Raw genomic sequence first — 26,037 nt, forward strand, 5'->3', positions numbered from 1 at the left:
CCACGCCATTTGCATGTTTACTTGGCCAAATGCGGCGCGATCAGCGACAGGTCGGCGTCGCTCAGCCGGTCGCTGGCGGTGTTGCGCTGGTGCCAATAGGGATAGAGCAGGGGGAGCTGGCTGACGTCGTCGAGACGCTTGCGCTCTTCTTCGGTCAGCTTCAGTTCGGCGCTGGCGATATTGTCCCTGAATTGCGCCTCGGTGCGGCCGCCGATGATGACCGAGGTCACGCCCTTGCGGCCGATCAGCCAGGCGAGTGCCACCTGCGCCGCCGAGACGCCGCGGCCGTCGGCGATCTCGACCAGCGCGTCGACGATGTTCCACAGCCGGTTCTCGTCGCGGATCGGCGGTTCGGTCCAGCCGGCGAATTGACGCGTGCCTTCCGGCGTTGCCTGGTTGCGGCGATGCTTGCCCGAGAGCAGGCCGCCGGCGATCGGGCTCCAGACGAGAATACCGAGACCCTGGTCGATACTAACAGGCACAAGCTCGTATTCGGCCTCGCGGGCCTCGAGCGTATAGTGAATCTGCTGGCTGACGAAACGCTGGTATTTCTCGCGCTCACTGACGCCGAGCGCCTTCATGATGTGCCAGGCGGAGAAATTCGAGCAGCCGATATAGCGCACCTTGCCATGGCGCACGAGCGTGTCCAGCGCTTCCAATGTCTCTTCGAGCGGCGTCTGGCCGTCCCATTGATGCAGCTGGTAGAGATCGATGACATCGGTCTTCAGGCGCCTGAGGCTGGCCTCGCAGGCTTCAATCAGATGCTGGCGCGAGGAGCCGGCATCATTGACGCCCGGCCCCATGGGAAAGCGCGCCTTCGTGGCGATGAGCACGCCGTTCTTGCGTGGGCCGCCGATGATTTCGCCAAGGATTTCCTCCGAGACGCCCTGTGAATAGACATCGGCCGTGTCGATCAGGTTGACGCCGGCGTCGATGCATATGTCGACAAGTTTTTGGGCTTCCTTGACACCGAGATCACCGACGGTTTTTGCCCAGCCCACGCCGCCGAAGGTCATGGTGCCCATGGTGATGGTGGAAACTTTGAGGCCGGAGCGGCCAAGCAGGCGATATTCCATAGATCAGTCCTCCTCGATCTCATCTGAAATACGTGCGTCAGAAAATAGCGCGAGGCGGCAATGGTCAAGATTCAATCATCATACGAACGGCGATCTATTCAAATTCAACTGTCACAATCATGTTAAGCCGTGCGTCTAGACAACCTCCTACACCCTAGCCGAGGATGTTTCATGAAGACGCTTGTTTCCGCTTTTGCCGGCCTGCTGGCCGTAGCCCTTTTCTCCGGCGCTGCCGCTGCTGCCGATCTCGTCCTTTATACCAGCCAGCCAAATGCCGATGCGCAGGCGACAGTCGATGGCTTCATGGCCGCCAATCCCGGCGTCAAGGTCGACTGGGTCCGTGACGGCACGCCGCAGGTCATCGCCAAGCTGCAGGCGGAAATTCAGGCCGGCGCGCCCGTCGCGGACGTTCTGCTGATTGCCGACACGGTGACGCTGGAACGCTTGAAGGAAGCCGGCAAGCTCATGGCCTACAAGTCGCCGGAAGCTGCAAATTACGATCCGTCGCTCTACGACGCCGACGGCTATTACTACTCCACCAAGCTGATCACGACAGGCATCGTCTACAACACCGCCGCTACGATGAAGCCGGCAAGCTGGCAGGATCTGGCCAAGCCGGAAGCCAAGGGTCTCGTCGCCATGCCGAGCCCGCTCGCTTCAGGGGCCGCCCTTATTCACGCGCAGACGCTGGCCGGCGTCGGCAGCCTCGGCTGGGACTATTACAAGAACCTCGCCGACAACGGCGCGATTGCCGCGGGCGGTAACGGCGCCGTGCTGAAGGCCGTCGCCTCCGGCGAAAAGGCCTATGGCATGATCGTCGATTACATGCCGATCCGCGAGAAGGCCAAGGGTGCGCCGCTGGAGTTCGTTTTCCCGACCGAGGGCGTTTCGGCCGTGACCGAGCCGGTCGGCATCCTCGCCAGCACGCAGCATGCCGACGCCGCCAAGAAGTTCGTCGATTACGTCCTCTCCGAAAAGGGCCAGGACGGTTTCCTGAAGCTCGGCTATATCCCGGCCCGCAACGGCCTGGCGCTCCCCGCCGGCTTCCCCGCGCGTGACAGTATCAAGCTTTTGCCGTTGAATGCGGCCGAAGCCCTGAAGAACACGGATCAGGACCTGAAGACATTCTCCACCTACTTCAAGTCGAAGTAATCCGAACCGGAATGTGAATGTACGGATATGTGCGTAAGGGAAACAGCCAGCCGGCCTGGCTGTTTCCTTTTGTTGTTGCCGTCGTCCTGTTGCTCAGCGTTCTGCCGCTGGCGCGGCTGGTGCTCGTCGGCATCGGGGCGCTCCTGCGCGGCGGTGCTTACGAACTGGTCACCGATCCCGCTCTCTGGCATGCCGGCTGGTACACGGTCGAGACGGCCCTGCTCGGCACGATCATCTCCGTGCTGCTCGGTTGCCTCTTCGCCTTTCTGCTGACCCTGACGGACCTGCCGGGCAGGGGAGCGTTGAGCTTCCTGTTCGTGCTGCCGATGATGATCCCGCCGCAGGTGACGGCGCTTGCCTGGGTGCAGATGTCCGGCCCGTCGAGCCCCTTGCTGAAGGCATTGCATATCGCCCCGCCGCTCGGCTCGCCGCAGCCGCTCTATTCGGTCGGCGGCATCGCGCTTCTCTATGGCGTCCAGCATGCGCCGCTGGTCTATCTGGCGCTGCGGGCCGGGCTGATGGCGCTGCCGCGCGATGGCGTCGAGGCCGCAAGGCTTTCCGGAGCCTCTGGTCTGCGTGTTTTCCGCGATATCATTCTGCGCTTGTCGCTGCCCGGTATCATCGCCGGCGCGGCCATTGCCTTCGTCTCCTCGGTCGGCAATTTCGGCATTCCGGCAATCCTCGGAATTCCTGCCTCGATCTATACGCTGTCGACGCTGATCTTCACGAAATTCTCCACATTCGGTCCGCGCACCTTCGGCGACATCGCCGTGCTGTCGACGATGATCGCGTTGATTTCGGTTGCGGGACTTGCCGTACAGGGCAGGGCGCTGCGAGGCCGGGACTATCGGGTGATCGGCCTTTCCGGCGCATCGGCCGCCTTTGCGCTCGGCCGCTGGCGTTATCTTGCTCTACCGGTGCTTTGCGCGATCCTGTTCGTAATGCTGGTCGCGCCTTTCCTCGCGCTCGTCGCCGGTGCATTGGTGCCGGCCTATGGCGTGCCGCTGACCTTCAAGACGGCCTCCCTGAATGCCTTCGCCGAGATAGTGTTTCGCCAGACGGTCACGCGAACGGCCTTTGCCAATTCGCTGTTCCTTTCGACGGCGACGGCTCTTGGTCTCCTAGTGGTGACAATTCTGTCCGCCTATGTGCTGACCCGTCGGAAAGACAGGCTGAGCGGGATCGTCGCCGGGCTGATCGAGATACCCTATGCCCTGCCGGGCATCATCATCGCCGTCTGCTTCATCCTGGTGTTTGCGGCACCGCTGCCGATCCTGAACGTCACGCTCTACGGTACGATCTGGATCATCCTGCTTGCCTATTTCTCCGCCTATTTCGCGGTCAGCCTCAAGCCGGTCATGAGTGCCTTCCTGCAGCTCGATCCTGCGCTGGAGGAGGCGGCGCGTCTTTCCGGCGCGGGCTTCCTGCGGCGCCTGACCGATATCATCGTGCCGCTGATCGCGCCGGCGGCGGGGGCGTCGGTGATCCTGGTCTTCCTGATCGCCTGCAATGAATTGACGGTTTCGGCGCTGCTCTGGTCGGCGGGCACGCAGACGCTCGGCGTGGTGATCTACAATCTCGACGATGGCGGCAGCGCCGATCTGGCCTCGGCCATGTCCGTCCTCGTCGTCGCCATGGTGGTTGCCATGATGCTGCTCTTGGAAATTCTCGCCAAGCGCCTGCCGAAGGGAGTCGTGCCATGGCGAAGCTGATCCTCAATCATGTCAGCAAGGATTTCGGCACGGGCGGTCGCGCGGCGGTTCATGCCCTGTCGCTTGACGTTCGCGAGGGCGGATTCCTGGCGCTGCTCGGGCCATCCGGCTGCGGCAAGACCACCGTTCTCAGAATGATCGCCGGCTTCGAGCAGCCGACGGATGGGTCTATCCATCTCGGCGAGCGGCTGCTCGCTGATGCCGCGAACATGCTGCCGCCGGAGCGGCGCAACATGGCGATGGTGTTTCAGTCCTATGCGCTATGGCCGCATATGAACGTATCAGACAATGTCGGCTATCCCCTCAAAGTGCGTGGCATTTCCGGCGAGCGTTACCGCCTGAAGGTGCGCGAGGCGCTGTCGACGGTGCGGCTGGAAGATTATGCCGAACGTCGGCCCGCCGATCTCTCCGGCGGCCAGCGGCAGCGTGTCGCGCTGGCGCGCTGCCTGGTGACATCGCCCGATGTCGTGCTGCTGGATGAGCCGCTTGCCAATCTCGACCGGCATCTGAAGAAGGAGATGGAAGAGACCTTCCGCGAATTCCATCAGCGCTCGGGTGCCACCATGATCTATGTCACGCATGACCAGAGCGAGGCCATGGCGCTGGCAAGTGATGTCGCCGTCATGTCCGAGGGCCGAGTGCTGCAGGTCGCGCCGCCGGCGGAGATCTATGCGCGGCCTGAGGGCCGGCTCGTCGGCGGTTTGGTGGGGCAGGGCGCCATCCTGTCGCTTGCCATCCCAGAGGGGGGACCACGCTTGATGGATTGGCCGGTGCTGCGGGCAATCTGGGACCAGCAGACGGGCAATGCGCCGCGCGCCGACATCCTCGTCCGGCCCGAGGATGTGGTTGCCGATGCCGGGGGGCTTTCCTGTCGTGTGGAGTCCATTCTTTATGAAGGCGAGCGCTATGCCTTGCGGCTTTCGTTGCCGGACGGTCAGCTGTTGCGGGCGTATAGCCGAGAGGCCATGAAGCCCGGCGATGTCCGTGCCGTCGCCATCCGCTCGGCATGGCGGCTATGAGCGGGGACGGGGTTAAGGACAAGATGGTTGTCCGCTGCCTTCACCTGTGCTTGATTTGCCCGATGTCACGAATGGGAGTCGCGTCATGTCCGATCAAAGCTTCCCGACCTTCGATCTCGGTGTCTTCGAGGCGGCTGGCGACGCGGAGAAGCGGCGGCTCGGCACCGAGGTGGACGGAATTTGCCGGGCGACCGGCTTCCTGGCGATTGCCAATCATGGCGTCGATACGGCCGTAATCGACGGCATATGGGCAAAGACCCGCGCGTTTTTCGACCGGCCCGCCGACGTCAAGCAACGGGCCAAGGCGCCTTATCCCGGTTATCCCTATGGTTATCTCGGTCCCGGCGCGGAGGCTTTGGCGAAGTCGCGCAATGTCGATACGCCCCCGGATCTGAAGGAAAGTTTCAACGGCGGTCCGCTTGCGGTGCCCGTGGGCATGACCGATCCCGAGGCGCTCGGCTTTTGCTATGCGGCGACCATCTGGCCTGAGGGGCCCGAGGGGTTCGTGGAAGCCTGGAAGGCTTATTATCGCTCCATGGAGGATCTCGCGGCGCGGATCATGCGGGTCTTTGCCACTGCCCTCGGCCTCGGCGAAGATTTCTTCGACGCTTACGTCGACGCGCCGATCAGTGCGCTCCGGGCTTTGAACTATCCCGAACAGCGCGTTGCGCCGCAGCCTGGGCAATTGCGCGCGGGAGCGCATACCGATTATGGCAGCCTGACGATCCTGCTGCCGCAGCCAGGCTCCAAGGGGCTGGAAATCATCGCGCCGGACGGCCGCTGGACACCGGTCCCTGCCGTCGAAGGCGCCTTCATCATCAATATCGGCGATCTCATGGCGCTCTGGACCAATGATCGCTGGGTCTCGACCGTACACCGCGTCGTCAATCCGCCGCCGGAGGAGGGCGGCATGCAGCGGCGGCAGTCGCTCGCTTTCTTCCATCAGCCGAACTGGTCTGCCGAGATCGCCTGCCTTCCATCCTGTATGCCGGCAAGCGGGGAGCCCAAATATGCTCCGGTTCTCTCCGGCCCCTATCTCATGGGCAAGTTCAAATCGACCGTCACCCCCAGGGCCGGCTGATATGAGCGAAAAGAGCCAATCGCAATTTCCATAAACCGGAACGCTTCATGTCCCTTCGCCTTGCCACCTTCAATGTCGAAAATCTTCTGACCCGTTTCGATTACACCGGCTTTCGCAACCAGTTGCGGCAGGACCGCGTGCTCAAGCTGTTCGACGTGAAGAACGAGAACATCTACCAGCAGCTGGAAGCGGCACGCGTGGTGGCCGCGACGGACGACACCAGGCAGATGACGGCGCTCGCCATCGCCGATGCGGATGCCGACATCATCTGCCTGCAGGAGGTCGACAGCATGGCGGCGCTGCAGGCTTTCGAATATGGCTATCTCTATCGCATGGTCGGCAACGGCTATCGGCAGAAATTCCTGATCGAAGGCAATGACAGCCGCGGTATCGACGTGGCCGTGATGATGCGCGAGGAGACACGCGACGGGCAGCCGATCGTGCTCAACGACATCAAGAGTCACGCCATGGTGACATATCAGGACTTCGGGCTTTTCAACGAAGATCTTGCCGCGCTCGGCCTCAATCCGACCGACAAGCTCTTCAAACGCGATTGCCTGGAGCTGGACCTGACAATCGGCGGCGTGCCGTTTTCGCTCTACGTGGTGCATCTGAAGTCGATGGGGCCGGCGCGGGAGGGTATCGACGGCCGCCAGTCGACCATGCCGGTGCGCCGCGCCGAGACGCTCGCCGTGCGCCGGATCATCGAGAACCGTTTCGGCACTGGCCATACGGACAAAAAGAATTTCGCCATTTGCGGCGACATGAACGATTATCAGGAGCGCGTCGATGTCATCGGCACGCGCCACAGCGGCTATCGTTTCGAGCACCGGGACGAGGAGATCAGCGCACTCGACGTCTTCAGCCGGGATGGCTTTGCCGAGAATGTCATGCGCCGTCGCGACGAACTCGACCGCTGGACGCTCTATCATGCGCGCGGGCCGCAGGAGCAATGGCTCTGCCAGCTCGATTACATCTGGCTGTCACCGGCGCTGGCGCGGGCCAACAGTGCGCGGCTGCCCGATGTCGTGCGCTCCGGCCAGCCTTTTCGCACCATCTTTCCGCCTGGGCAGGAGATGGAACGCTATCCTCGCACGGGCTGGGACAGGCCGAAGGCCTCCGATCACTGCCCCGTCGTCATGACATTGGATCTCCTATGAACTCCGCTTTCAAATTCCACGACGATACGGCCGGCTGGCCGCCCGAGAAAACGGTCTTTCCGGTGAAGCGCATCGAGCTCAGCGTCAAGCCCGGCGATCATCCCTTCCACCTTGGCGAAGCGGAGGCGGCGCAGGAGAACTGGAAGAGGGAGATTGCCGCCAATCCCGCGCTCTATGATGGCCGCATGATCTTCCAGCATCGTCTCTCGGTCAGCGAAAGCGCCATTGCGGGCGAGGCCTATGTGACGCCGTTTTCCACCTTCCTCTGGTGGCGCAAGCAGAAGGAGAGGACCGGGGGTTTTCACGTCTTCGCCTTCCCGGTCGCGGTTTCCTCCGATGGTGCGATCATCGCCATTCGCATGGCGCAGCATACGGCCAATCCGGGGCAGATCTACTGCGCGGCGGGTTCGCTGGATGAAAACGATATCGTCGACGGCCATTGCGACATCGACGGCAACATGCGCCGCGAGGTCATGGAGGAAACCGGTCTCGATCTCGGCGCGGCTGTCGCTGAGCCTGGCTACTACGCCACTCACGCCAATCGCTCGGTCACTCTGTTTCGCGTCTTTCGCTTTCCCTGGACGGCCAGGGAGATGCTCGAGAAGATCGAGGCGCATATGCTGGTGGACGAGGAAAAGGAGATCGACGGCGCGGTCGCCATTCGCTCGGCCGATCCCGCGGCACATCATTACAGTCCGGCGATGCTGCCGATCCTCGCCTGGTTCTTCGAGCGCGAGACATAGCTTTAGCTTGCGCTCCAACAGGTTGCCGTTATGAATTGATGCCTGGGGTGGCCGGACAATCGAATGTCATGTGATGGAGGCAAGCTTGGCCCGCAGCTACAGTGTCTATGACGTATTCACCGACAGCCGATTGGCGGGCAATCCACTGGCGGTCATTTTCGATGCCGAGGGTCTGAGCGACGAGGCGATGCAGGCGATCGCCAAGGAGATGAACCTCTCCGAGACGGTCTTCGTTCTGCCGCCGCAAAATCCTACCCATACCGCGGCCTTGCGCATTTTCACTCCAGGCCGCGAACTGCCTTTTGCCGGTCATCCAACCGTCGGAACGGCCATTGCCCTGGCTGAACGCGCCCATGCCATGCATGGCGGCGATGTCGATCTCGTCTCGGTGCTGGACGAGCGGGTGGGGCCGGTGCGCTGTGCGATCCGGCTCAGGCAGAAAAGGGCAAGTTTCGCCGAGTTCGATCTGCCGCGAAAGTCGCAGCAGATCGTGCTGCCGCTCGACAAGGCTGATCTTGCCAATGCGCTCAGCCTGAAGATCACCGAGGTCGGTTTCGAGAATCACGTTCCCTCGATCTGGAGTGCCGGCGTGCCGTTCCTGCTGGTTCCGGTGCACGATCTTGGGGCGGCCGAGCGGCTGGAGTTCGATCCGCAGCTCTGGGAAAAGACGGCGCCCTTCGTGGATGGCGCGCTGGCCTCTGCTTTCGTCTACTGCCGTGGGGGAATCAATCACACGGCGAAATTCCATGCCCGGGTATTTCCGATCGGCATGGGCATTACCGAGGACCCGGCAACAGGGTCGGCCGTGGCCGCCTTTTCCGGCGCGATCAACCACTTCGATCGGCTGACCGATGGCCATCATCCCTTGATCGTCGAACAGGGTATCGAGATGGGCCGCCCATCCTTTATCCACCTCCATATCGACGTCGATGGCGGCGAGATTGCCAATGCACGGATCGGCGGTCAGGCGGTTCGTATCGCAAGCGGAATCATTGAGCTTTGATTTTTCAGGGTTTTTCCCGGTCTTCGAAATTTTTTTGACAAATAATCAAAGAAAATTCGTCTGGCCGCTGGACAATCAAACCGATCCTATTTATATGCCCGGTCACGCCGCCAGCAAGCGGCTACGGGTGATTAGCTCAGTTGGTAGAGCAGCTGACTCTTAATCAGCGGGTCGTAGGTTCGAGCCCTACATCACCCACCAAATTCTCTCAGAATATCATTGCGATAGTGGCGCCAGTTAAAGCTGGCCGCCGGCGGCGGAAGCGCGAATTCGGGCTATTTGCCGTTACGATTAACTCTCGTCATCGACGGATTGCTGGATGATCTTGATAGCGGCTTTCAGTGGCCGAAGATTTTCCGTCACCACCACCCAAATCACATCGTCCGCGATTTTATGGTATTCATGGCGCAGGACATTGCCAATGCCGCGTATCCTCTTCCATGGAACATCGGGAGCAAGGTTCAACAGCTCGTCGGGAATGTGACGGCAGGCTTCCGAAATGATTTCCAACGCCCGCTGTGTACCGAGGCGGAGCAGCCAATCACGCTCGAACTCCGCAAGGGACTTTCCGGCTGTATGGACTTCGACGCCCTCGATGGTTTCCAGAATTTCAGCCAGAACCGGCCCGACCCTGCGCTTGACCATCAGAAAATACGGATGGCGGATTGTTCGATGTCGGTTCGCAGCATCGGGTGCAGACTGTTGCGGGTCGTAACGTCAACATCCACGGAAAGCTCTTCCTCCAGAAGCTGCTTAATCCCGACCAGATCGAGGAGCGAGAACCGCTTGGCCGGATCGTAATCAATGAACAGGTCAAGGTCACTGGACGCACGCGCTTCATCACGGACGGTCGAGCCGAAAAGATACAGGGCCGTAGCGCCCATATCCTTGATGGCATCGGCGTGCTGTTGAAGCTTCTGAATGGCATCGGTTCGGTTCATGGCGATAGCTTATAGCAATTCGCGCAAGGCATCCACCTTCATCGTTTTGACGGGTTGCCGGTTTCGTTCTTCGGAAACCTCATCGCAAAGGCTCCCCTAGGAACGGGTGACGATAGGCGTCGACATTCGATCGATGTCGTAGCCTTCCTTCGCTATCTGACATTGCGTCAGCGCCCGCCTAATGCCTCTTGTGGCCGCCTTCCATCATGCTGAAGACGAAGATGACTGCCAGAAGCAGCAGCAGCATATAGTCGAAAGGGGTCAGCAGGTGCAGCAGTTCCATGATGTTTCTCCTCCCAGAGAACATGAACCAGAACAATTATTAGTATGTTCTTTTATTTGGTGTATGCCAAGATTTTTACATCCTGCGGTGCAATAACCTTGTTGTGCGTGGCACAAACAACTGTTTGATTGCAAAGGCAATATTGCCGTCAAGGCCATCGCATTCGCCCTTAGGAACCATTGGGCGGCTCACGGCCTTCTATTGTCAATAAATTTTATGGAGTATATTGCTGTGCTCCGGAGCATGCGCGGTTGGCGGCGATGCGTTCATCGGCGTGATCGGTCGGTTTGGAAGGATTTGGCGATGACCACTTATTCTCACGATCCATCGCATGGTCAGCCCGTGATTGCCATTATCGGCGGCGGCGTCTCGGGCGCGGCGGTCGCTTTTCATCTGCTGCGGGGCCAGCGGCTGCGGCCCGGCCAGCTCTTCATCTTCGAACCGCGCGAGAGGCTGGGAGCCGGGCTTGCCTACGACTCACAGGACCCCGCCCATCGCATCAATGTGCCGGCGGCGAAGATGAGCCTGCTTCCCGACGATATCGAGCATTTCCAGCGCTGGCTGAAGGAGCGCGATGCGCTTGCCGGCGACGAGACGGCCGTTGCGGCGAATGGCAACCTGTTTCCGCGACGCGCATTGTTCGGCCGCTACATCAACAGCATGCTGCAGCCTTACATCGATGACGGAAGCGTCACCCATGTCGCGGACAGGGCCACCGACGTTCGGCGCTCCGGCGAGCGCTGGGTGATCCGGGGCGAGGGCGGAAGGCGCGTGGAGGCCGATCTCCTGATCATCGCCACCAGCCACCCGTCGCCGCTGCCGCCCCAGGTCCTGTCGCGCGCGCTCGATGGCCATCCACGTTTCATTGCCGATCCGACGCGGCCGGATGTGCTCGCCGCCATTCGCGCCGACGACCGCGTGCTCGTGGTCGGCAACGGGCTGACCTCTGCCGACGTGATCGCATCGCTTGATCTGCGTGGTCACAAGGGGCCGGTGACGGCGATATCGAGGCATGGCTTGCGGTCTCGCGGTCATGCCGCGGCAAAGCAGGAGCCTTTCGGCGATTTCGTCAGCCGCCCATCCAGAACGGCGCTTGAATTGCTGCGCCGGGTGCGCGCCACGATCCGTGAAGCCGAAGGCCAGGGATGGAGCTGGCATGCGGTCATCGATCAGGTGCGCGCGCAAGGACAGGATCTGTGGCGGGCAATGCCACTTCAGGAGCGCCGGCGCGTCGTGCGACATTTGCGGCCCTTCTGGGATGTGCATCGTTTCCGGGTCGCGCCGCAGGTGGAGGCCGTCAGCGAGGGGGCTATCCGGTCGGGCCGGCTGGAGGTTCTCGCCGCTTCCGTCGAGGCCGTTACCACGAGCGGCGGCGCGATCGACTGCACACTGCGCCTCGGCCGTTCGGCGGGCAGCGTCGATCGCCAATTCGATGCGGTGGTGGTGACCACCGGGCCGGGCCATCGCGGCATTCTGGAGACGCAAGGCTGGATCGGCGCGCTCGCGGAAGCGGGCTATCTCGCCATCGACGCGACGCGCCTCGGCCTTGCCTGCAATACCGCGTCGCAGGCGCTGGGCGCCGACGGAGCGCTCGCGCCGTCCTTGTTCATCTCCGGGCCGTTAGCGCGGGGCACGTTCGGCGAGTTGATGGGCCTTCCTGAAGTGGTGGAGCATGCGGTCTTCGTCGCGGGGCAGGTGGCGGCGGCGCTCGCCGACCATGAAAAGCGCCGGCAAGGCCGGACTGAAATCGGCATCAGCGCCGCGTAAAGGCAAGAAAAACTGCAAAAACGTTGCTTAGGCGATACATTTGCCTAAATTTACGCATATAAACTATACAATTTGTGAGTTATCGTCTTGTTCGTCAAAGACCGTGGTATTACTTCCATGGCCAATGATGACAGGATCGGCGGCTGAGTCTCGATCGATCATGCCGGGCTCCCAACAATCGAACTTGCAGTAAAGCGGATAGCTATGCTCACGAAAAAAGGAAAATACGGGTTGAAGGCGCTGGTGGATCTGGCGCGCCTCGCACCGGGCGAAACTGCGTTCATCAACGACATAGCTTCGCGCAACAATATCCCGAAGAAATTCCTCGACACGATCCTGCTGGAATTGCGCAATGCCGGCGTGCTGCGCTCTAAGAAGGGGCCAGGCGGCGGCTATTCGCTGTCGCGCCCCGCCACCGACATTCGCATCGGCCATGTCATCCGCACGCTCGACGGCCCGCTCGCGCCGATCCGCTGTGCTAGCCGCACGGCCTACGAGGCCTGCGACGATTGCGCCGATCCGGAACGCTGTCATGTCAGGCGCTCCATGACGGAAGTCCGTGATGCGATCGCCGACATTCTCGACAATATGACGCTGGAACAGTTCGTCGCCGGCGGTGGCGCCGGCATCGAGGTCGAAGAGCGGGAAGACTATCGCGCTTCGAACATCGGGTAACCGCCTGCCACACCACGTTTGATTTGACCGCCGGTCTCCAGGGCCGGCGGTTTGCGTTTGGGCTGGCCTCATCCCCCTGGTGGCGTGACGCCGTTCAGATGATAGTTGCCGACGAGATGATGTTTCCAGCGCACGGGCTCCTGCAGCGTGTGGGCGCGGGCGTTGCGCCAATGGCGGTCCAGATTGAGGCCGATGCGTGTGGAAGACGTGCCGGCGAGTTCGAACAATGTGTTCGATGCCTCCATGGCGATTTCCGCGGTCAATGTTTTCGCGGCGGCGGCTGCGAGCGCGGCATCGATCACATGATCCTCGCTCGGATTGATCTGGGCGATGTCGATCTTTCGGCCGGCCCGGTCGAGCGTAGCGGCGGCGGCCTCGATGCGGATGGCGATCTCGCCGATCCGGGCGATGGTCAACGGATCGTCGGCGGCGCGCTCGACGCCGCTGTTCATCCAGGGGCGGGCGCTGTTCTTCACGAACTCCACGGTTTCGGCGAAGGCTGCCCGCGCAATGCCGAGATCGATGGCGGCATGGATGATCTGTCCCAGCAGGCTTATGGTCGTGGGCGTCTCCATGCTCTTCGGATACGGAATGACGGCATCCGCGCTGACATGGACATTGTGCAGCATGGTCGTTCCGCCGCCTGCCGTACGCTGGCCGAAGCCGTCCCAATCGTCGATGATCTGCACGCCTTCGGTGCCGCGCGGCACCAGCGATATGCTGAGATTGTCGCTGTTATCGAGCGCCAGGATCGCCAGCCAGTCGGCAAACAGCGCTCCGGCGGCGCAGAGCTTGCGGCCGTTGATGCGATGGCCCAGGCCATCGGATGCCAGCCGGGTTCCATATTGACCGGCCGTCCTGATGCCCGGCTCGCAAAGCGCGCTGCCGAAACGATCGCCGGCCAGCGCCCGGGCGAAGAAGGCGCTCTGTTGTGCCTCGCTGCCGTTGCTGCGCAAAACCTCGAGAACATGGAGATGGTTCTGCGCGATCTCGGCGATCGAGGGATCGGCTTCGGCGAGAATGGCAATGACTTCGGCCAGAACGGAATTGGAGATGTCGAGCCCGTCATAGTCCGAGGGCGTGGTGATGCCGAGCAGGCCGGATTGGGACAGAGCGTCCACTTCCTCATAGGGCAGCACGCGGTTGATGTCGCGTTCGCTTGCCTGCTGCAGGTAGCGCGCGGCGAGCGACCGGGCGATCTGCAAGGCTTCCTCTTCGCTTTGAATACGGTGCGCGGGCGGCCTGACGTGCTCGTGCAACTGCGAAACAGTTCCCATCCATCACTCCATCGGCCGGTGGCATATCAGTGACTTAACGGTTCTAGCTCGATAAGCGCCTAATTTCTATAGAACTACTTTACATTAGATTTTCTTTGCTTATCCGGATTTTCTTAGCTGGTCATAATAGGCGCCGAATGGAGAAATTGTAAGCGCGGCCGATAGGCCGTGAATTGCCATCCAGGAGAGCGCCATGGTCGCGACACTGATCGTTCCCGGTTTGAACGGCTCCGCCGAGGGTCACTGGCAGCGCCATTGGGCGCGCGATCGCGCCGCAACCATCGTTCGTCAGGCATCCTGGTCGAGGCCGGTGCTGAAGGATTGGCTGGCGGCCCTGGAAAGCGAGCTGGAGCGGGTGGGCGAAGCCTGGCTCGTCACCCATAGTCTCGGTTGCCTGCTTGCCGCAAATCTGGCGGGCCGGCCGGCCGCGCGCCGCGTGAAGGGGGCCTTTCTCGTGGCTCCCTGCGATCTCGAGCGGACGGAGAGACTGCATCCCGCTGTCGTCGATTTCGGAACCTTGCCGGCTATGGCCTTGCCGTTCCCCAACCTCGTCGTCGGCAGCCATGACGACCCCTACATGGATTTCGCCGAGCTTCGCCAGCGCGCTACGTGCTGGGGCAGCGAGTTGCACGATCTCGGTGATGCTGGACATGTCAATATTGCCAGCGGTTTCGGGCGTTGGCCGCAGGGCTACCAATTGTTCGACGCCTTCACCAGGCGGGTCGAAAATCGGGTGAAGGAGCGGGCGAGCCGGCCGTTGCACGACGTCTTGTGTCCGGCCATGTCGTAGGCGCTGTTCCCTGCCGAAAACCGCCGGTCGCAAGAAACCGCTTGCTACCGGCGCATTTTCGCGCTTTCATATACGACTAAATAAGTAGACAATAACAACAACCACATTCCGTCGAGCGATGCGCTCGAGCATGCAGGTTGACGAAGGGATCAGGTTTCCGTGTTTGGGCGGGAACCCGCCGGAAGCCCCCGGAGAGGGCGCTTTCGGGGTTTGAGGACGTAAGCGACCCTTGTGTGTTTGCGGGCGCGGTGCTCTGGCGGCCCATGTCGGCCGGTTGCGGGCACCAGATTCATCGGCAAAGTTTCAGTATGCCCTTAGAAAAGCATGATCGACCACCTTTCGCCCCCAGGAGTTGATATGACGGTTCAGGGATTGTTTTCCGCCAGGGCAAATGCCTCGGCATCGACCTACGCAATACCGCGCATTGCCGTTATCGGCCGCGGCTTTTCCGGCATGATGACGGCGATCGCACTGATGAAGACCATGCGGACGCCGTTTCACCTGCAGCTCTTCGATCCCAATTCCAGCGTCAGCGGCGGTCAGGCCCTGGCCTCCGGCCATAGCAGCGAAATTCTCAACAGCCGCGTGCGCGATCTCTCGGTATCTGCCGGCGATCCCGACGATTTCAACGACTGGCTCTGCAGCAATGCCGCCTTTCGCAGCGCCGTGCCAGCGGCGATCCCCGGCTTTCTGCAAATCTTCGTGCCGAAGAGCATTTTCAGCGATTACGTCTATCAGCGCTTCTCCGAAGCCTTGTCCTCCCGCCGCGACATCACCGTGCAGGTCAGCAGCGAGACGGTGACCGGTATCCGCCGGGGCCGGGGAGACCGTTTCCTGGTGGAGAGTGCCAGCGCCCCCAATCCCCTGTTCGACATGGTGATGCTGGCGACCGGCTATGGCGTTTCGGCTGACGAACCGCAGAGTGGTGAGCCGGTGGCGATGCCGACAGCGGTGCGGGCGCGCCGCCTCGTATCGCGTCCGCATACGGTCTTGCTGGGCAGCGGGCTGCGCGTCGTCGACCGGCTGCTGCAGATGCGCGACAATGGTTATGCGGGCCAGATCACCATCGTTTCCCGGCGTGGTTTCCTGCCGCAGAGCCACACCCGCAGCAATGCCGATCCGGTGTTTCCCGCCGAGGCGATGCCCGGCAATCTCAGTGACATCATCCGTTTCATCCGCGGCGCCTGCCAGGAGGCGGAGGCAAGCGGACAGAGCTGGCAATCCGTCATGAACGGCCTGCGCAAGCATGCGCGGTCGCTCTGGCGTTCCTTGCCGGCCGGGCAGAAGCAGCAATTCAACCGCCATCTTCGCGCGCTTTACGACAGTCACCGCAATCGCTTGCCCGAGGCGTTGCATGTCCGACTGCAGCAGGAGCTGGCCGAAGGCAACACAGTGCTGCGTCGCGGGCATTTCCAACGGCGCACGCCGACCGGCCTGACGATGCGGCCCGCCGGCCAGCAGGAGATCGAGCAGATCTACGCCGACGAGGTGATCGACTGCCGCTGCCAGGAGCCCGACCTCGATGCGCCGTTGATGCGCAGCCTGATCGATGCCGGTCTCGCCATGCCGGACGAGCTGGGTCTCGGTCTGGCCGTGGAGGCCACGGGGGCTCTTTCCGTGGATGGCCGGACCATCGATGGGCTATTTGCCATCGGGCCGCTCGGCCTGGGCAGCCTGCCGGATATCGACCTGGTGCCGGAGATCGTCTCGCAGGCCTATGCCGCCGCCGAAGGCGTGGCGACCCGGTTCTATCCGCAGTGCAAGGCTGTGTGATTAATCTTGTCCCCGCACCAATGACGAACTTCGCCATTGCCGCCGCGCGCTAAGGGACCTATCTCCCCGCGAGTATTGTTGGGGAGACGGGATATGGCGGGAAAGCCGATCGTGTGCACGCCGGAAGAGGTGTTGAGCTTCTGGTTTGAGGAATGCACCAGCGAGGACTGGTTCGGCTCGACCGTCGATCTCGATGACGAGATCGGCCGTCGGTTTCGCCATACGCATCTGGCTCTGGCCGCGGGCGTGACCGATCCCTGGCGAGCAACGCCGGCAAATCGGCTGGCCGCGATCATCGTCCTCGATCAATTCCCCCGCAATGTCTATCGCGGCACTCCGCTCGCTTTCGCCACCGATGGCTTGGCATTGCAGGAGGCGAAAGCTGCCCTGGAAGCTGGCGCGGACCGGGAAATGCCGGCGGAATGGCGAATATTCCTCTATTTGCCATTCGAACATGCCGAGAGCCTTGCCGAGCAGGATCGGGCCGTTGCGCTTTTTCAAGCGCTCGGCCTGGATGAGCAGATCGATTATGCGCTCCGGCACCGTGCCGTCATTGCCGCCTACGGTCGGTTTCCGCATCGCAATGCCATGCTGGGGCGCGTATCGACCGAGGCTGAGAAAGCGTATCTCGCCCAGCCGGGAGCGGGTTTCTGAGGGGATAAAGGCGGCAGATGCCTTTCTGTCGCCTTTCTTTGCCTTACAAGGCTTACGCGAGGGGCTATGAAATGCGCAATCGCAGTATAGGTGGATTTCGTTCTTTCATTTCTTCCGCGCGGCGAATCCGTTTACTCAAGCCGCCAGCGATTTTATCCGCGACGAGGAGCTTTGCTTGCGCCTGCTGAAACACCGCCTTCGTTTTTTGTTTGCACTGCTGCTGGGGCTGAACCTTGCCATGGGGACAGGCCCCTTGGTGGCAAGCCATGCCTTTGCGCAGGATCAACAGTCGGGGCAGCCGGCTCCACAGGCGGAGCAATCGCCGCAGCTTGCCAATGGCCTGTTGGATGCCACGGTCGCAGATATCGACAAGGCGAAGAAGGAATATGGTTCACTCGAGGAGGCCTCGAAGGCCGACGGCGCCGATGACGAGGCCCTGGTCGCGCTGTCCGGCCGGGCCGACGAACTCAACCGCACCATCGCGGCGATCTCCGCGCGCCTGAAGCCGCGTTTCGCCGAGATCGATGCGCGCCTGGGGCAGCTCGGAGCAGCGCCGAAGGAAGGTCAGCCGCCGGAAGCGCCGATCGTCACGCAGGAGCGCGATCGGCTGAATGCCGAGCGGTCGCAGATCAGCGCCCTGACCCTCGATGCCGAGAATCTGCTGACGGCGACCAACCGCATTACCATGCAGTTCATGGAAATGCGCCGTAAGCTGTTCGCCGAAACGCTGTTCAAGCGCACCGGTATTTCCGCCGACACGTTCGAGGATGCCGGAACGGCCTTCGTCGACGAGGGCGTCCGGTTCAGCGCTGCCGTGACGAGCTGGATGGGCTTCGTCCTAAAGGCGAAGTTCGGCTCATTCCTTGCCGCCGTTCTGTTGTCGCTCTGCGCGGCCCTGATTTTCCTTCTGGGCGGCTACCGGCTGTTCCGCCGCTACTATGTGCGCGACGAGAGCATCGAGAACCCGTCCTATATCAGCCGGTTGTCGGTCGCTTTCTGGTCGACGCTGATCCGCACGCTGTCGCTGGTGGCGTTCCTCGTGACGTCTTTCCTGAGCCTCTCCAACTTCAACGTGCTGCGGCCGGATATCGCGCCGGTGCTGGGGGCCTTCTTCGGCTTCATCTGGCTCGTCTACTTCGTCGGCCGCCTGACCAATGCGGTTTTCGCGCCTTTTCGGCCGCATTGGCGGCTCGTCAAGCTGTCGAACAAGGGTGCGAGGTCGCTGAGCTGGTGCCTGCAGGCCATGGCCGTCGTCAACGGCCTCGATTATGTCTTCGACCGCATCAGCGAATCCATGGGCTCGCCGGTCGTCGTCACCGTCGCGAAGAGCTTCTTCGCCGCGCTGCTGATCGGTCTCATCCTGATTGCCTCTTCCTTCGGCCGGCCGATCCTCGCCAAGAGCGGCGATCCGGACGATCCAGGCCGCCGCTGGCCGCATGGGATGGCGATCATCCTGCGGGTGCTGGGCACGCTGCTGATCTTCACCGCCGTCATCGGCTATGTCGGCCTCGCGCGCTTCATCGCGACGCAGTTGATCATGATCAGCGCCGTTGTGGCGACGATGTATCTCGGCTTCCAGTTGGGCAAGGCCGTGTCCCGGCAGGGGGTTTTCGCCGAGACGATCATTGGCCGTTTCCTCGAGAACCGCTTCAAGCTCGGCGAGGTGGCGTTGGATCAGGCCGGGCTTGTCGCTGGACTTTCGACCTATGCGATCGCGCTTCTGACTGGTATCCCGCTGATCCTTCTGTCCTGGGGTTTCCACATCCAGGATCTGGAGCTGATCGCCTATCGCCTGTTCACCGAGATCCGCATCGGCAACATGTCGATTTCGCTGGTGGGCATCTTCGCGGGCATCATGCTGTTTGCCGGCGGCTATCTGGTGACGCGCTGGGTTCAGCGCTGGCTGGACAGCAATGTCATGGCGCGCGGCCAGATGGACCTGGGGGTACGCAACTCGGTCAAGACCGGCATCGGCTATCTCGGCATCGCGCTTGCCGCCATCATCTCGATTTCGGCGGCCGGCATCGATCTGTCCAGCCTGGCGCTGGTTGCCAGTGCGCTTTCGGTCGGCATCGGTTTCGGCCTGCAGAATATCGTGTCGAACTTCGTTTCCGGCCTGATCCTGCTGGTCGAACGGCCCTTCAAGGTCGGCGACTGGATCGTCTCGGGAACGTCGGAAGGCATCGTCAAGCGCATCTCGGTGCGTGCCACGGAAATCGAGACGTTCCGCAAACAATCGATCATCGTGCCGAATTCGGAGCTGATCAATGCGTCCCTCGGTAACTGGACGCATCGCAATCGTCTGGCACGCTCGGAAATCCCGGTTTCCGTCAGCTTCGAATCCGATCCGAAGAGGGTGATGGAAATCCTGCTGGAGCTGGTGCGCGGCGTACCGAAAATCCTGCGAAACCCGGAGCCGCATGTCGAGTTCCTGCGTTTCGGTCCTTCGTCCCTCGATTTCGAGATACGCTTTTATCTCTCCGACCTCTCCGACGGCATGGAGATCCGCAACAATCTGCGCATCGATATCCTCAGGCGTTTTCGCGAGGAGGGGATTTCCATTCCCTATCCGCATCAGGAGCTGCATATCGTCCGCGATGGCAAGCGCGGCAGGCAGAGCGAGCTTCTGGCGAGCAGCGCGCTCGCCGAGGCCGCGGATGGGCCGGAGGGTGAGGGCGAGATTGTCGCAAGGCATATAGCGTCGCCGGCCGAGGAGCCGCAGCCGGAGAGCAAGAGCACGGGGCGCCGGCGCGGCCGGGCGTCCGCCGATTGATGGTCCCGATACCGGTCTTGGCCGGATCGCTCGATCCGCGCGAGACGGCTCTGGGCGGCTAATATTCGAACAGTTCGAAGTATAGGGAGGGGATGTTCCGGTCTTGAAAGACTAGAGCGTCCCTTTCGCATTCTTGCGGCGAGTCCATGGCTTTGACGGCCAATTTTTCACTTATGGGAAACCAGTCGACTTAACAAAGGCTCAAATGCTTTGCTGTAGAAACTCCGGACGAGGTGGGGTTTTTATTAGCGGGTTTTTAGCATGTCATTTTTGGGTATTTCGGGAATGCAATATTCCGGCGGTTCGCTGGCGGGGGCGCGCATCATTCTTGCCGAGGATTCGAATGTCTTTACGTCGATGATCAGCGCGAAGTTGAAGAACCTCTTCGACATAGACATCGAAATCTGCCGGAACTTCGAGGAATTGCAGTTGGCTTACGACAAATCGTCGGAGCCGATCCGCCTGGCGATCTCCAACATCAACCTGCCCGGGGCGGAAAAGGGCGAGGCGCTGGAATATCTCATCGATCTCAGCATTCCGACGATCGCCTTCACCGGCACCTTTCTCGCCGGCATGCGCGACGAGCTGATCGCCAAGGATGTCGTCGACTATATCCTCAAGGACAATGTCTTTGCCGTCGATCTGCTGGCGGAATCGATCTGCCGCTTCCTGACCAATCATCGTCATCATGTGCTGATCGTCGACGATAGCGCCACGGCGCGGGCGCTGCTGTCCAGCCGCCTGAAGCGCTATAATTTCCGCGTCAGCGTGGCCGAGAACGGCGCCAAGGCGCTGGAAATCCTGAAGACCAACCGCGATATCGGCCTGATGGTCACCGATTACAACATGCCCGACATCGACGGGTTCGAGCTGACGCGGCGCATTCGCGCCACGATCGGCTCGCACGAACTGCGCATCATCGGCGTGTCGTCCTCGACCAACAGGCTGTTGTCGGCCCGCTTCTTGAAGGCGGGTGGTAACGATTTCATCCTGCGTCCTTTCATCGATGAAGAATTCTACTGCCGCGTGAACCAGAATCTCGACACGCTGCTGCAGATTCAGTCGGTCAGACAGGTGCAATTGAGCGCATGATGCTCTAAACAAGGAAACGAGGGGACTAGGAGGGGATATAAATATGAATATAATTCATGTTTTGCGGAGATTTGTACAATCTCTGGTTCCAATTTCTTCACGAATCCTGTTCACGATGGTACGCGCGGTGGTGGTGTTTCAGCCGCACTAGGCCGAGACGATCGGAGCGCTCCGCGCGGTTCTGGAGGATGTGAAGGGAATGGTTTTCAGCGTGGATTTCCTCAGCGACGGTCAAGGCCATCGCCGTGGTAGCCAGAAGATACTTCTGGTGGAGGATTCGCGCATGTTTTCCGCCGTTCTTTCGCATCGTTTTCAGACGGAACTGGGGCTGAGCGTCGTCCACTGCGCCTCGCTGAAACAATTGAACGAGGTGCTTGCGACTGGTGAGGCGGGCTTCACCATGGCGGTCGTCGATCTCAACCTGCCGGATTCCCCGCATGGCGAGGCGCTGGATGTCGCCATTGTCCACCAAATCCCCTCCATCGTCTTCACCGCGTCCTTCGACGTCGCCATGCGCAACCGCATCATGGAGCGCAGCATTGTCGACTATGTGCTGAAGGACAATGAATTCGCGCTCGACAACCTTGTTGCCGCCGTGAGGCGCGGCATCTCCAACCGCAGCACCCGCGTGCTGGTGGTGGATGATGTCCCGTCAGCGCGGCGCGTGCTGGTCGATCTCCTGGAGGCGCAGCAGTTCAAGGTCGTTGAAGCCGGCTCCGGCGACGAAGCCCTGGCTGCGCTCGAGGAATATAGCGACATCGAGATGGTCCTGACCGACTATCACATGCCCGATATGAACGGTCAGGAGCTGACGCGGCGCATCCGCCATCATTACAGTTCGGACCGGATGCGGATCATTGGCATCTCGTCGTCGAACGACCGATTGCTGTCGGCAACCTTCCTGAAGGCCGGCGCCAGCGATTTCATCTATCGCCCCTTCGTTGCCGAGGAGCTGCAATGCCGCATTGCGCTCAATGTCGAGACGCTGATGCAGCTCAAGCAATTGCGTGCGGCCGCGGCGAGCGACTATCTGACCGGACTCTATAACCGGCGCTATTTTTACGATCAGGGACCGAGGATCGTGAATGAATGCCTGCGCCATCAGCGCCCGAGTGCCGTCGCAATCCTCGACATCGATCGCTTCAAGCATCTGAACGACACCTATGGCCACGAGATCGGCGATCAGGTGCTGAAAGCCGTTGCCGGCCGGCTGCAGTCGCTGTTTGAGGGCAGTGGCAATCTTCTGTCCCGGCTGGGCGGCGAGGAATTCGCCATTCTCTTCACGGGAATGGATTCACGCGCCGCGACCGCTCTTTGCGACGAGGTGCGCGTCAATCTTTCGACGCTGAAGGTCAATGCCGACGATGAGGAACTGTCGGTGACGGTATCGATCGGTGTGGCGGAAATCGCCGGCTACGAGGCATTCGAGAACTATCTCAATGCCGCCGATCAATTCCTCTACATGGCCAAGCACAATGGCCGCAACCAAGTCTATTCCGACATCAAGATGGCAGGACAGGCAGCCGAATAGGCGGCCTGTGGCCGTTTGGGCGTGGCGCGTGTTGTCCTAGAGCGCTTCATCGCTTCATGGAATCGTTGAACCGCTCTATGCCATTGCTTTTGCGCAATTCCGGACGGAAAAACGCTACGCACTTTTCCTGGAATTGCCCTAGACGACGACGCCGGTGCGGCTGCTCGACATGGTGAGCTTGCGTTCGGCGCGCTCCTGCTGGGGCGAGCGATTGTAGAGTTCGCGATAACACTTGGAAAAGTGCGAGGCGGAGACGAAGCCGCAGGCAACCGCCACTTCCACGACTGGCATGGAGGACTGCACCAGCAGGTGGCGGGCGCGGTCCAGGCGGATTTCGAGATAGTAGCGGGCGGGCGAACGGCCCATTTCCTGGCGGAACAGGCGCTCGATCTGACGGCGCGAGAGGCCGGCGTCGTCGGCGATCTCGAGCAGCGATAGCGGCTCGGCGAGATTGCTCTCCATCAGTTCGATGATCGACAGAACCTTGGCGTTCTGGACGCCGAGGCGTGCACGCAGCGGCAGGCGCTGGCGGTCATGCGGGCTGCGGACGCGGTCGGTCAGCTGCTGCTCGCAGACGCGGTTGACGAGGTTCTCGCCAAAGTCCTGGCCGATCAGGTTCAGCATCATGTCGAGCGAGGCGGTGCCGCCGGCGCAGGTGTAGAGATTGCTGTCGACCTCGTAGAGGTCGGCATAGACTTCCGCCTGCGGGAAGGTCTCGGAGAAGCCGGGGAGGTTCTCCCAATGGATCGCGCAGCGCTTGCCGTTCAGGAGACCTGCCTGGGCAAGCACATGCGCGCCCGTACAGAGGCTGCCGACGGCGACGCCGCGATTGTAGGTTTCGCGCAGCCAGGCATTGACCGACTTGTTATGGAATTCCTCGACATAGATGCCGGAACAGACGAGCACCATGTTCGGCCGATTTTCGCCGCCGAGATAGCGCCGTTCGTCGGCGAGCGACGAATTGACCTCAAGGCCGATGCCGCTGGAGGAATAGACCTTCTGTCCGTCTACGGATGCGAGCCGCCAGGTGTAGGCGGGATAGCCCAGCATGCGGTTGGCGATCCGCAGCGTTTCGACCGCGGCGGAAAACGGCAGCATGGTGAAATGCGGAACGAGGAAGAAAACCAGGGAACGCGTCTTATGCGGGGGCTTGCTCATATCAGGAAATCCATGCTCCACGACCACTGCGTATAACTTGCGTCAATTGCGCCGGTTCGTTGGTCTATTAGCGACATTGGCATGGAAATTAGCGGCCGCAAAGAGATATTTGGGCCGGCTCGTTAAAATCGCCACGGGAAAGAATGGAGGCCGGGCAGTCAAGCAATTCCCGTCAGATGATCAAATATATATGCGGATTATTATCAAGATAAAGAAAAGGCGGGATCGCATGCGCTAGATGTTCGAAAGGCGACACTCGTTGCAGTTGAGCATCGCCTTTCGGAATTCAGGACTTGTTGCAGTCATCGCGCCGCCTTGGAATTCTTGGTTTCGTCGATGGCGGGCCAACCCAGATCCTTGCGCATGTCGTCGGAGAGGGATTCGAGCTCGCGCTCGGAACGCCACTGCTGCCAGCGATCGGCGATACGGGCGATGAAGGGTACAAAACTGCCGCCCTGCGGGAACGGGCCCCGCGATCTGCCGGTGTCTCTATAGGTAATCGTCGTCATTTCCAGGTTCCTTCCGGTTTGAGATGCCCGAAAGGTCGCGACCTTTACGAGCTAATATGGGACTGGTTCATTCATCAATCAAGCGAATAGATCTTATAGCTGCTATTAGTATTCTTGAAGGATCGCGGCTTGCCGGGCTTACGTTCAAGGACCGACAGCGTACGATCCGGCGGCAAGCCGCGGGCGTTGACGTCGTCGATCAGATGCGCGGGGAAGCGTGTGGCGATTTCATCGAGCGTATTCTGGGCCGTTCGCTGGACTTCCCGGACACGCATCAGATTGAACAGGCGAGTGGCTTCGCTAAGGACCGTGCCAGCCATGGTCGTTGCTCCTTTCGGCTGCTGCACCAATTTCACTGCAACGAATATGATGCTTCGTTGACATTCAGACAAATGAAATGATATGGTGTTTAAGATCAGAAAAATTGAAAGTAACCGATATGACCGTACCCTTCCGCCGGCCCATACCGCTGCTCGACAATGAAGTTCTGCGCACCTTTGTCGCCATCGCGGAAACGGGCAATTTCTCCACCGCCGCCGACGCTGTCTTCCGCACGCCATCGGCCGTTTCGATGCAGATCAAGAAGCTGGAAGAGCAGCTTGGCGTCACGCTGTTTCTGCGCGATGCGCGATCGGTAAGCCTGACCCAGCACGGCGAAATGCTGCTTTCCTATGCCCGCAACATCCTGGCGCTCTCCAACGAGGCCGTATCGCGCTTCATCATGCCGGAACTCAGCGGCGTGGTGCGGCTCGGCGCGCCCGACGATATCGGCGAGCGCCTGCTGCCGAGTATCCTCAAGAGTTTTTCCAAGAGTTATCCGGGCATCATGGTCGATGTGACCGTGGATATGAGCATCCAGCTGAAGAAGCGCATCGAGGAGCAAAGGCTGGATCTGGCGCTGATCAATTGCGCGACGCGGCCGTTCCCGACCGAAGGCGAGGTGATCTATACCGAGCGTCTCGTCTGGGCGGGCGCCAAGTGCGGCACTGCCTATCGGCAGGACCCACTACCCATCTCGATCTGGGAAGACGGGTGTATCTGGCGCTCGGAGGCCCTGGCGCAGCTCGAACGGCAGAAGCGGGCCTACCGCGTTTCCTACTTGAGCGCCCATACCATGGCCCAGCGCGCCGCCATCGTTTCGGATCTCGCCGTGGCGCCGTTCCCGCGTTCCTACGTGACCGAGGACATGACCATTCTCGGCCCGAACGAGGGGCTGCCGGAACTGACCTCCTTCGACATCCGCCTGCTGACGGCCGCGCAGATGACCGGTCCGATGCAGGCGGTCGCCGATAGTATTCGGGAAGCTTTCGTCGAGATCGCGCGCGCCGCCGCTTGAGGAGGGCAAGTCAAATCCGGCCGTAAGGCCGTATTTGAGCCGAACGATCCTAGGGAGAATTGCCATGCCCAAGATCGACATCGCCGCGGTGCCGGAGCGCAGGGGCACGGGGTATCCGCCGCAGTTCAATGCGCTTTCCGCCGAACGTATCCGCCAGCGGCTGGGTGACGCTGGCGGGCTTATGGATTTCGGGGTCAATCTCACGCGTCTGCCGCCGGGGAACTGGTCGAGCCAGCGTCACTGGCATTCGCATGAGGATGAATGCGTCTATGTGCTTGAAGGCGAGCTGACGCTCATTGAAGATGACGGTGAGACGGTGCTGCGCGCCGGCGACTGCGCCGCCTTTCCGAAGGGGACCGGCAACGGCCATCACATGATCAACAGATCGAAGGCGATGGCCGTCTATCTCGAAATTGGCTCACGCCAGCCCGCCGACGTCACCACCTGCTCGGACATCGACATGATGAGCACGAACGCCGACGGCCGGTTCGTGCACAAGGACGGCACGGCCTATTCCGAGCCTTGAAGCGCG

General features: G+C 61.1%; 24 protein-coding genes and 1 tRNA gene. 18 read left to right on the plus strand and 7 right to left on the minus strand.

Annotated elements, in window-relative coordinates; genetic code table 11:
• Positions 1-17 precede the first annotated feature (17 nt).
• Positions 18-1,076 (minus strand): aldo/keto reductase, encoded by a 1,059-nt coding sequence (locus FHX11_RS02220; RefSeq protein WP_184354611.1) that lies wholly within the window; start codon positions 1,074-1,076, stop codon positions 18-20.
• Positions 1,077-1,247: 171 nt separating this feature from the next.
• Between FHX11_RS02220 and FHX11_RS02225 the strand changes: the two genes are divergently transcribed.
• From FHX11_RS02225 to FHX11_RS02260, 8 genes are all read left to right on the plus strand, one after another.
• Entirely contained in the window at positions 1,248-2,228 is a 981-nt protein-coding gene (locus tag FHX11_RS02225; protein ID WP_184354613.1) for an ABC transporter substrate-binding protein, read from the plus strand.
• Positions 2,229-2,245: 17 nt separating this feature from the next.
• Entirely contained in the window at positions 2,246-3,940 is a 1,695-nt protein-coding gene (locus FHX11_RS02230) for an iron ABC transporter permease (protein ID WP_184354615.1), read from the plus strand.
• Positions 3,928-4,959, plus strand: a complete 1,032-nt coding sequence (locus tag FHX11_RS02235; RefSeq protein ID WP_184354617.1) for an ABC transporter ATP-binding protein — start codon at positions 3,928-3,930, stop codon at positions 4,957-4,959. Before FHX11_RS02230 ends, FHX11_RS02235 begins: the two co-directional genes overlap by 13 nt.
• 85 nt (positions 4,960-5,044) lie before the next feature.
• Positions 5,045-6,040 carry an isopenicillin N synthase family oxygenase gene (locus FHX11_RS02240; RefSeq protein ID WP_184354619.1) on the plus strand — a complete coding sequence of 332 codons (996 nt, stop codon included), beginning with the start codon at positions 5,045-5,047 and terminating at the stop codon, positions 6,038-6,040.
• Between the two features lie 47 nt (positions 6,041-6,087).
• The gene (locus FHX11_RS02245) at positions 6,088-7,200 is read left to right on the plus strand and encodes an endonuclease/exonuclease/phosphatase family protein (protein ID WP_184354621.1); all 1,113 of its coding nucleotides are present in this window, start codon (positions 6,088-6,090) and stop codon (positions 7,198-7,200) included.
• The gene (locus tag FHX11_RS02250; RefSeq protein ID WP_184354623.1) at positions 7,197-7,943 is read left to right on the plus strand and encodes an NUDIX hydrolase; all 747 of its coding nucleotides are present in this window, start codon (positions 7,197-7,199) and stop codon (positions 7,941-7,943) included. Before FHX11_RS02245 ends, FHX11_RS02250 begins: the two co-directional genes overlap by 4 nt.
• Before the next feature lie 85 nt (positions 7,944-8,028).
• Positions 8,029-8,946 (plus strand): PhzF family phenazine biosynthesis protein, encoded by a 918-nt coding sequence (locus FHX11_RS02255; protein WP_184354624.1) that lies wholly within the window; start codon positions 8,029-8,031, stop codon positions 8,944-8,946.
• Positions 8,947-9,071: 125 nt separating this feature from the next.
• Positions 9,072-9,147: transfer RNA gene (locus FHX11_RS02260), tRNA-Lys, on the plus strand.
• Between the two features lie 90 nt (positions 9,148-9,237).
• Here FHX11_RS02260 and FHX11_RS02265 read toward each other — a convergent pair.
• Both FHX11_RS02265 and FHX11_RS02270 read right to left on the minus strand, forming a co-directional pair.
• Positions 9,238-9,591: a HepT-like ribonuclease domain-containing protein gene (locus tag FHX11_RS02265; protein WP_184354626.1), complete on the minus strand. Its 354-nt coding sequence runs from the start codon at positions 9,589-9,591 to the stop codon at positions 9,238-9,240.
• Positions 9,591-9,887: a nucleotidyltransferase domain-containing protein gene (locus tag FHX11_RS02270; RefSeq protein ID WP_184354628.1), complete on the minus strand. Its 297-nt coding sequence runs from the start codon at positions 9,885-9,887 to the stop codon at positions 9,591-9,593. The genes FHX11_RS02265 and FHX11_RS02270 overlap by 1 nt, the downstream gene beginning before the upstream one ends.
• 586 nt (positions 9,888-10,473) lie before the next feature.
• Between FHX11_RS02270 and FHX11_RS02275 the strand changes: the two genes are divergently transcribed.
• Positions 10,474-11,937 (plus strand): FAD/NAD(P)-binding protein, encoded by a 1,464-nt coding sequence (locus tag FHX11_RS02275; RefSeq protein ID WP_184354630.1) that lies wholly within the window; start codon positions 10,474-10,476, stop codon positions 11,935-11,937.
• A gap of 204 nt (positions 11,938-12,141) precedes the next feature.
• Positions 12,142-12,612, plus strand: coding sequence for an Rrf2 family transcriptional regulator (locus tag FHX11_RS02280; protein WP_184354632.1), 471 nt, complete (start codon positions 12,142-12,144; stop codon positions 12,610-12,612).
• A gap of 68 nt (positions 12,613-12,680) precedes the next feature.
• On the opposite strand, the gene FHX11_RS02285 is transcribed toward FHX11_RS02280, so the two are convergent.
• Positions 12,681-13,889, minus strand: coding sequence for an SfnB family sulfur acquisition oxidoreductase (locus tag FHX11_RS02285; RefSeq protein ID WP_184354634.1), 1,209 nt, complete (start codon positions 13,887-13,889; stop codon positions 12,681-12,683).
• 193 nt (positions 13,890-14,082) lie between these two features.
• Between FHX11_RS02285 and FHX11_RS02290 the strand changes: the two genes are divergently transcribed.
• The 6 genes from FHX11_RS02290 (at position 14,083) to FHX11_RS02315 (ending at position 22,502) form a co-directional block, all read left to right on the plus strand.
• Positions 14,083-14,679, plus strand: coding sequence for an alpha/beta hydrolase (locus FHX11_RS02290; protein ID WP_184354636.1), 597 nt, complete (start codon positions 14,083-14,085; stop codon positions 14,677-14,679).
• A 357-nt stretch (positions 14,680-15,036) separates the two neighbouring features.
• Positions 15,037-16,452, plus strand: coding sequence for an FAD/NAD(P)-binding protein (locus tag FHX11_RS02295; protein ID WP_184354638.1), 1,416 nt, complete (start codon positions 15,037-15,039; stop codon positions 16,450-16,452).
• A 93-nt stretch (positions 16,453-16,545) separates the two neighbouring features.
• Positions 16,546-17,106: a DUF924 family protein gene (locus FHX11_RS02300; protein ID WP_184354640.1), complete on the plus strand. Its 561-nt coding sequence runs from the start codon at positions 16,546-16,548 to the stop codon at positions 17,104-17,106.
• Between the two features lie 238 nt (positions 17,107-17,344).
• Positions 17,345-19,879 carry a mechanosensitive ion channel family protein gene (locus FHX11_RS02305; RefSeq protein ID WP_184355774.1) on the plus strand — a complete coding sequence of 845 codons (2,535 nt, stop codon included), beginning with the start codon at positions 17,345-17,347 and terminating at the stop codon, positions 19,877-19,879.
• A gap of 261 nt (positions 19,880-20,140) precedes the next feature.
• The gene (locus tag FHX11_RS02310) at positions 20,141-20,971 is read left to right on the plus strand and encodes a response regulator (protein WP_184354642.1); all 831 of its coding nucleotides are present in this window, start codon (positions 20,141-20,143) and stop codon (positions 20,969-20,971) included.
• A gap of 199 nt (positions 20,972-21,170) precedes the next feature.
• Positions 21,171-22,502: a diguanylate cyclase gene (locus FHX11_RS02315; protein ID WP_184354644.1), complete on the plus strand. Its 1,332-nt coding sequence runs from the start codon at positions 21,171-21,173 to the stop codon at positions 22,500-22,502.
• 138 nt (positions 22,503-22,640) lie between these two features.
• Here FHX11_RS02315 and FHX11_RS02320 read toward each other — a convergent pair whose 3' ends face one another.
• The 3 genes from FHX11_RS02320 to FHX11_RS02330 form a co-directional block, all read right to left on the minus strand.
• Positions 22,641-23,660 carry a GlxA family transcriptional regulator gene (locus FHX11_RS02320; RefSeq protein WP_184354646.1) on the minus strand — a complete coding sequence of 340 codons (1,020 nt, stop codon included), beginning with the start codon at positions 23,658-23,660 and terminating at the stop codon, positions 22,641-22,643.
• 302 nt (positions 23,661-23,962) lie between these two features.
• The gene (locus tag FHX11_RS02325) at positions 23,963-24,169 is read right to left on the minus strand and encodes a hypothetical protein (protein WP_184354648.1); all 207 of its coding nucleotides are present in this window, start codon (positions 24,167-24,169) and stop codon (positions 23,963-23,965) included.
• A 74-nt stretch (positions 24,170-24,243) separates the two neighbouring features.
• On the minus strand, positions 24,244-24,489 hold the full coding sequence (locus FHX11_RS02330) for a hypothetical protein (RefSeq protein WP_184354650.1): 246 nt from the start codon (positions 24,487-24,489) through the stop codon (positions 24,244-24,246).
• A 77-nt stretch (positions 24,490-24,566) separates the two neighbouring features.
• Between FHX11_RS02330 and FHX11_RS02335 the strand changes: the two genes are divergently transcribed.
• Both FHX11_RS02335 and FHX11_RS02340 read left to right on the plus strand, forming a co-directional pair.
• Positions 24,567-25,505 (plus strand): LysR family transcriptional regulator, encoded by a 939-nt coding sequence (locus tag FHX11_RS02335; protein WP_184354652.1) that lies wholly within the window; start codon positions 24,567-24,569, stop codon positions 25,503-25,505.
• 64 nt (positions 25,506-25,569) lie between these two features.
• Entirely contained in the window at positions 25,570-26,031 is a 462-nt protein-coding gene (locus FHX11_RS02340; protein WP_184354654.1) for a cupin domain-containing protein, read from the plus strand.
• Positions 26,032-26,037 lie beyond the last annotated feature (6 nt).

It is taken from the genome of Rhizobium sp. BK602, assembly GCF_014195095.1.
GTDB lineage: Bacteria > Pseudomonadota > Alphaproteobacteria > Rhizobiales > Rhizobiaceae > Rhizobium.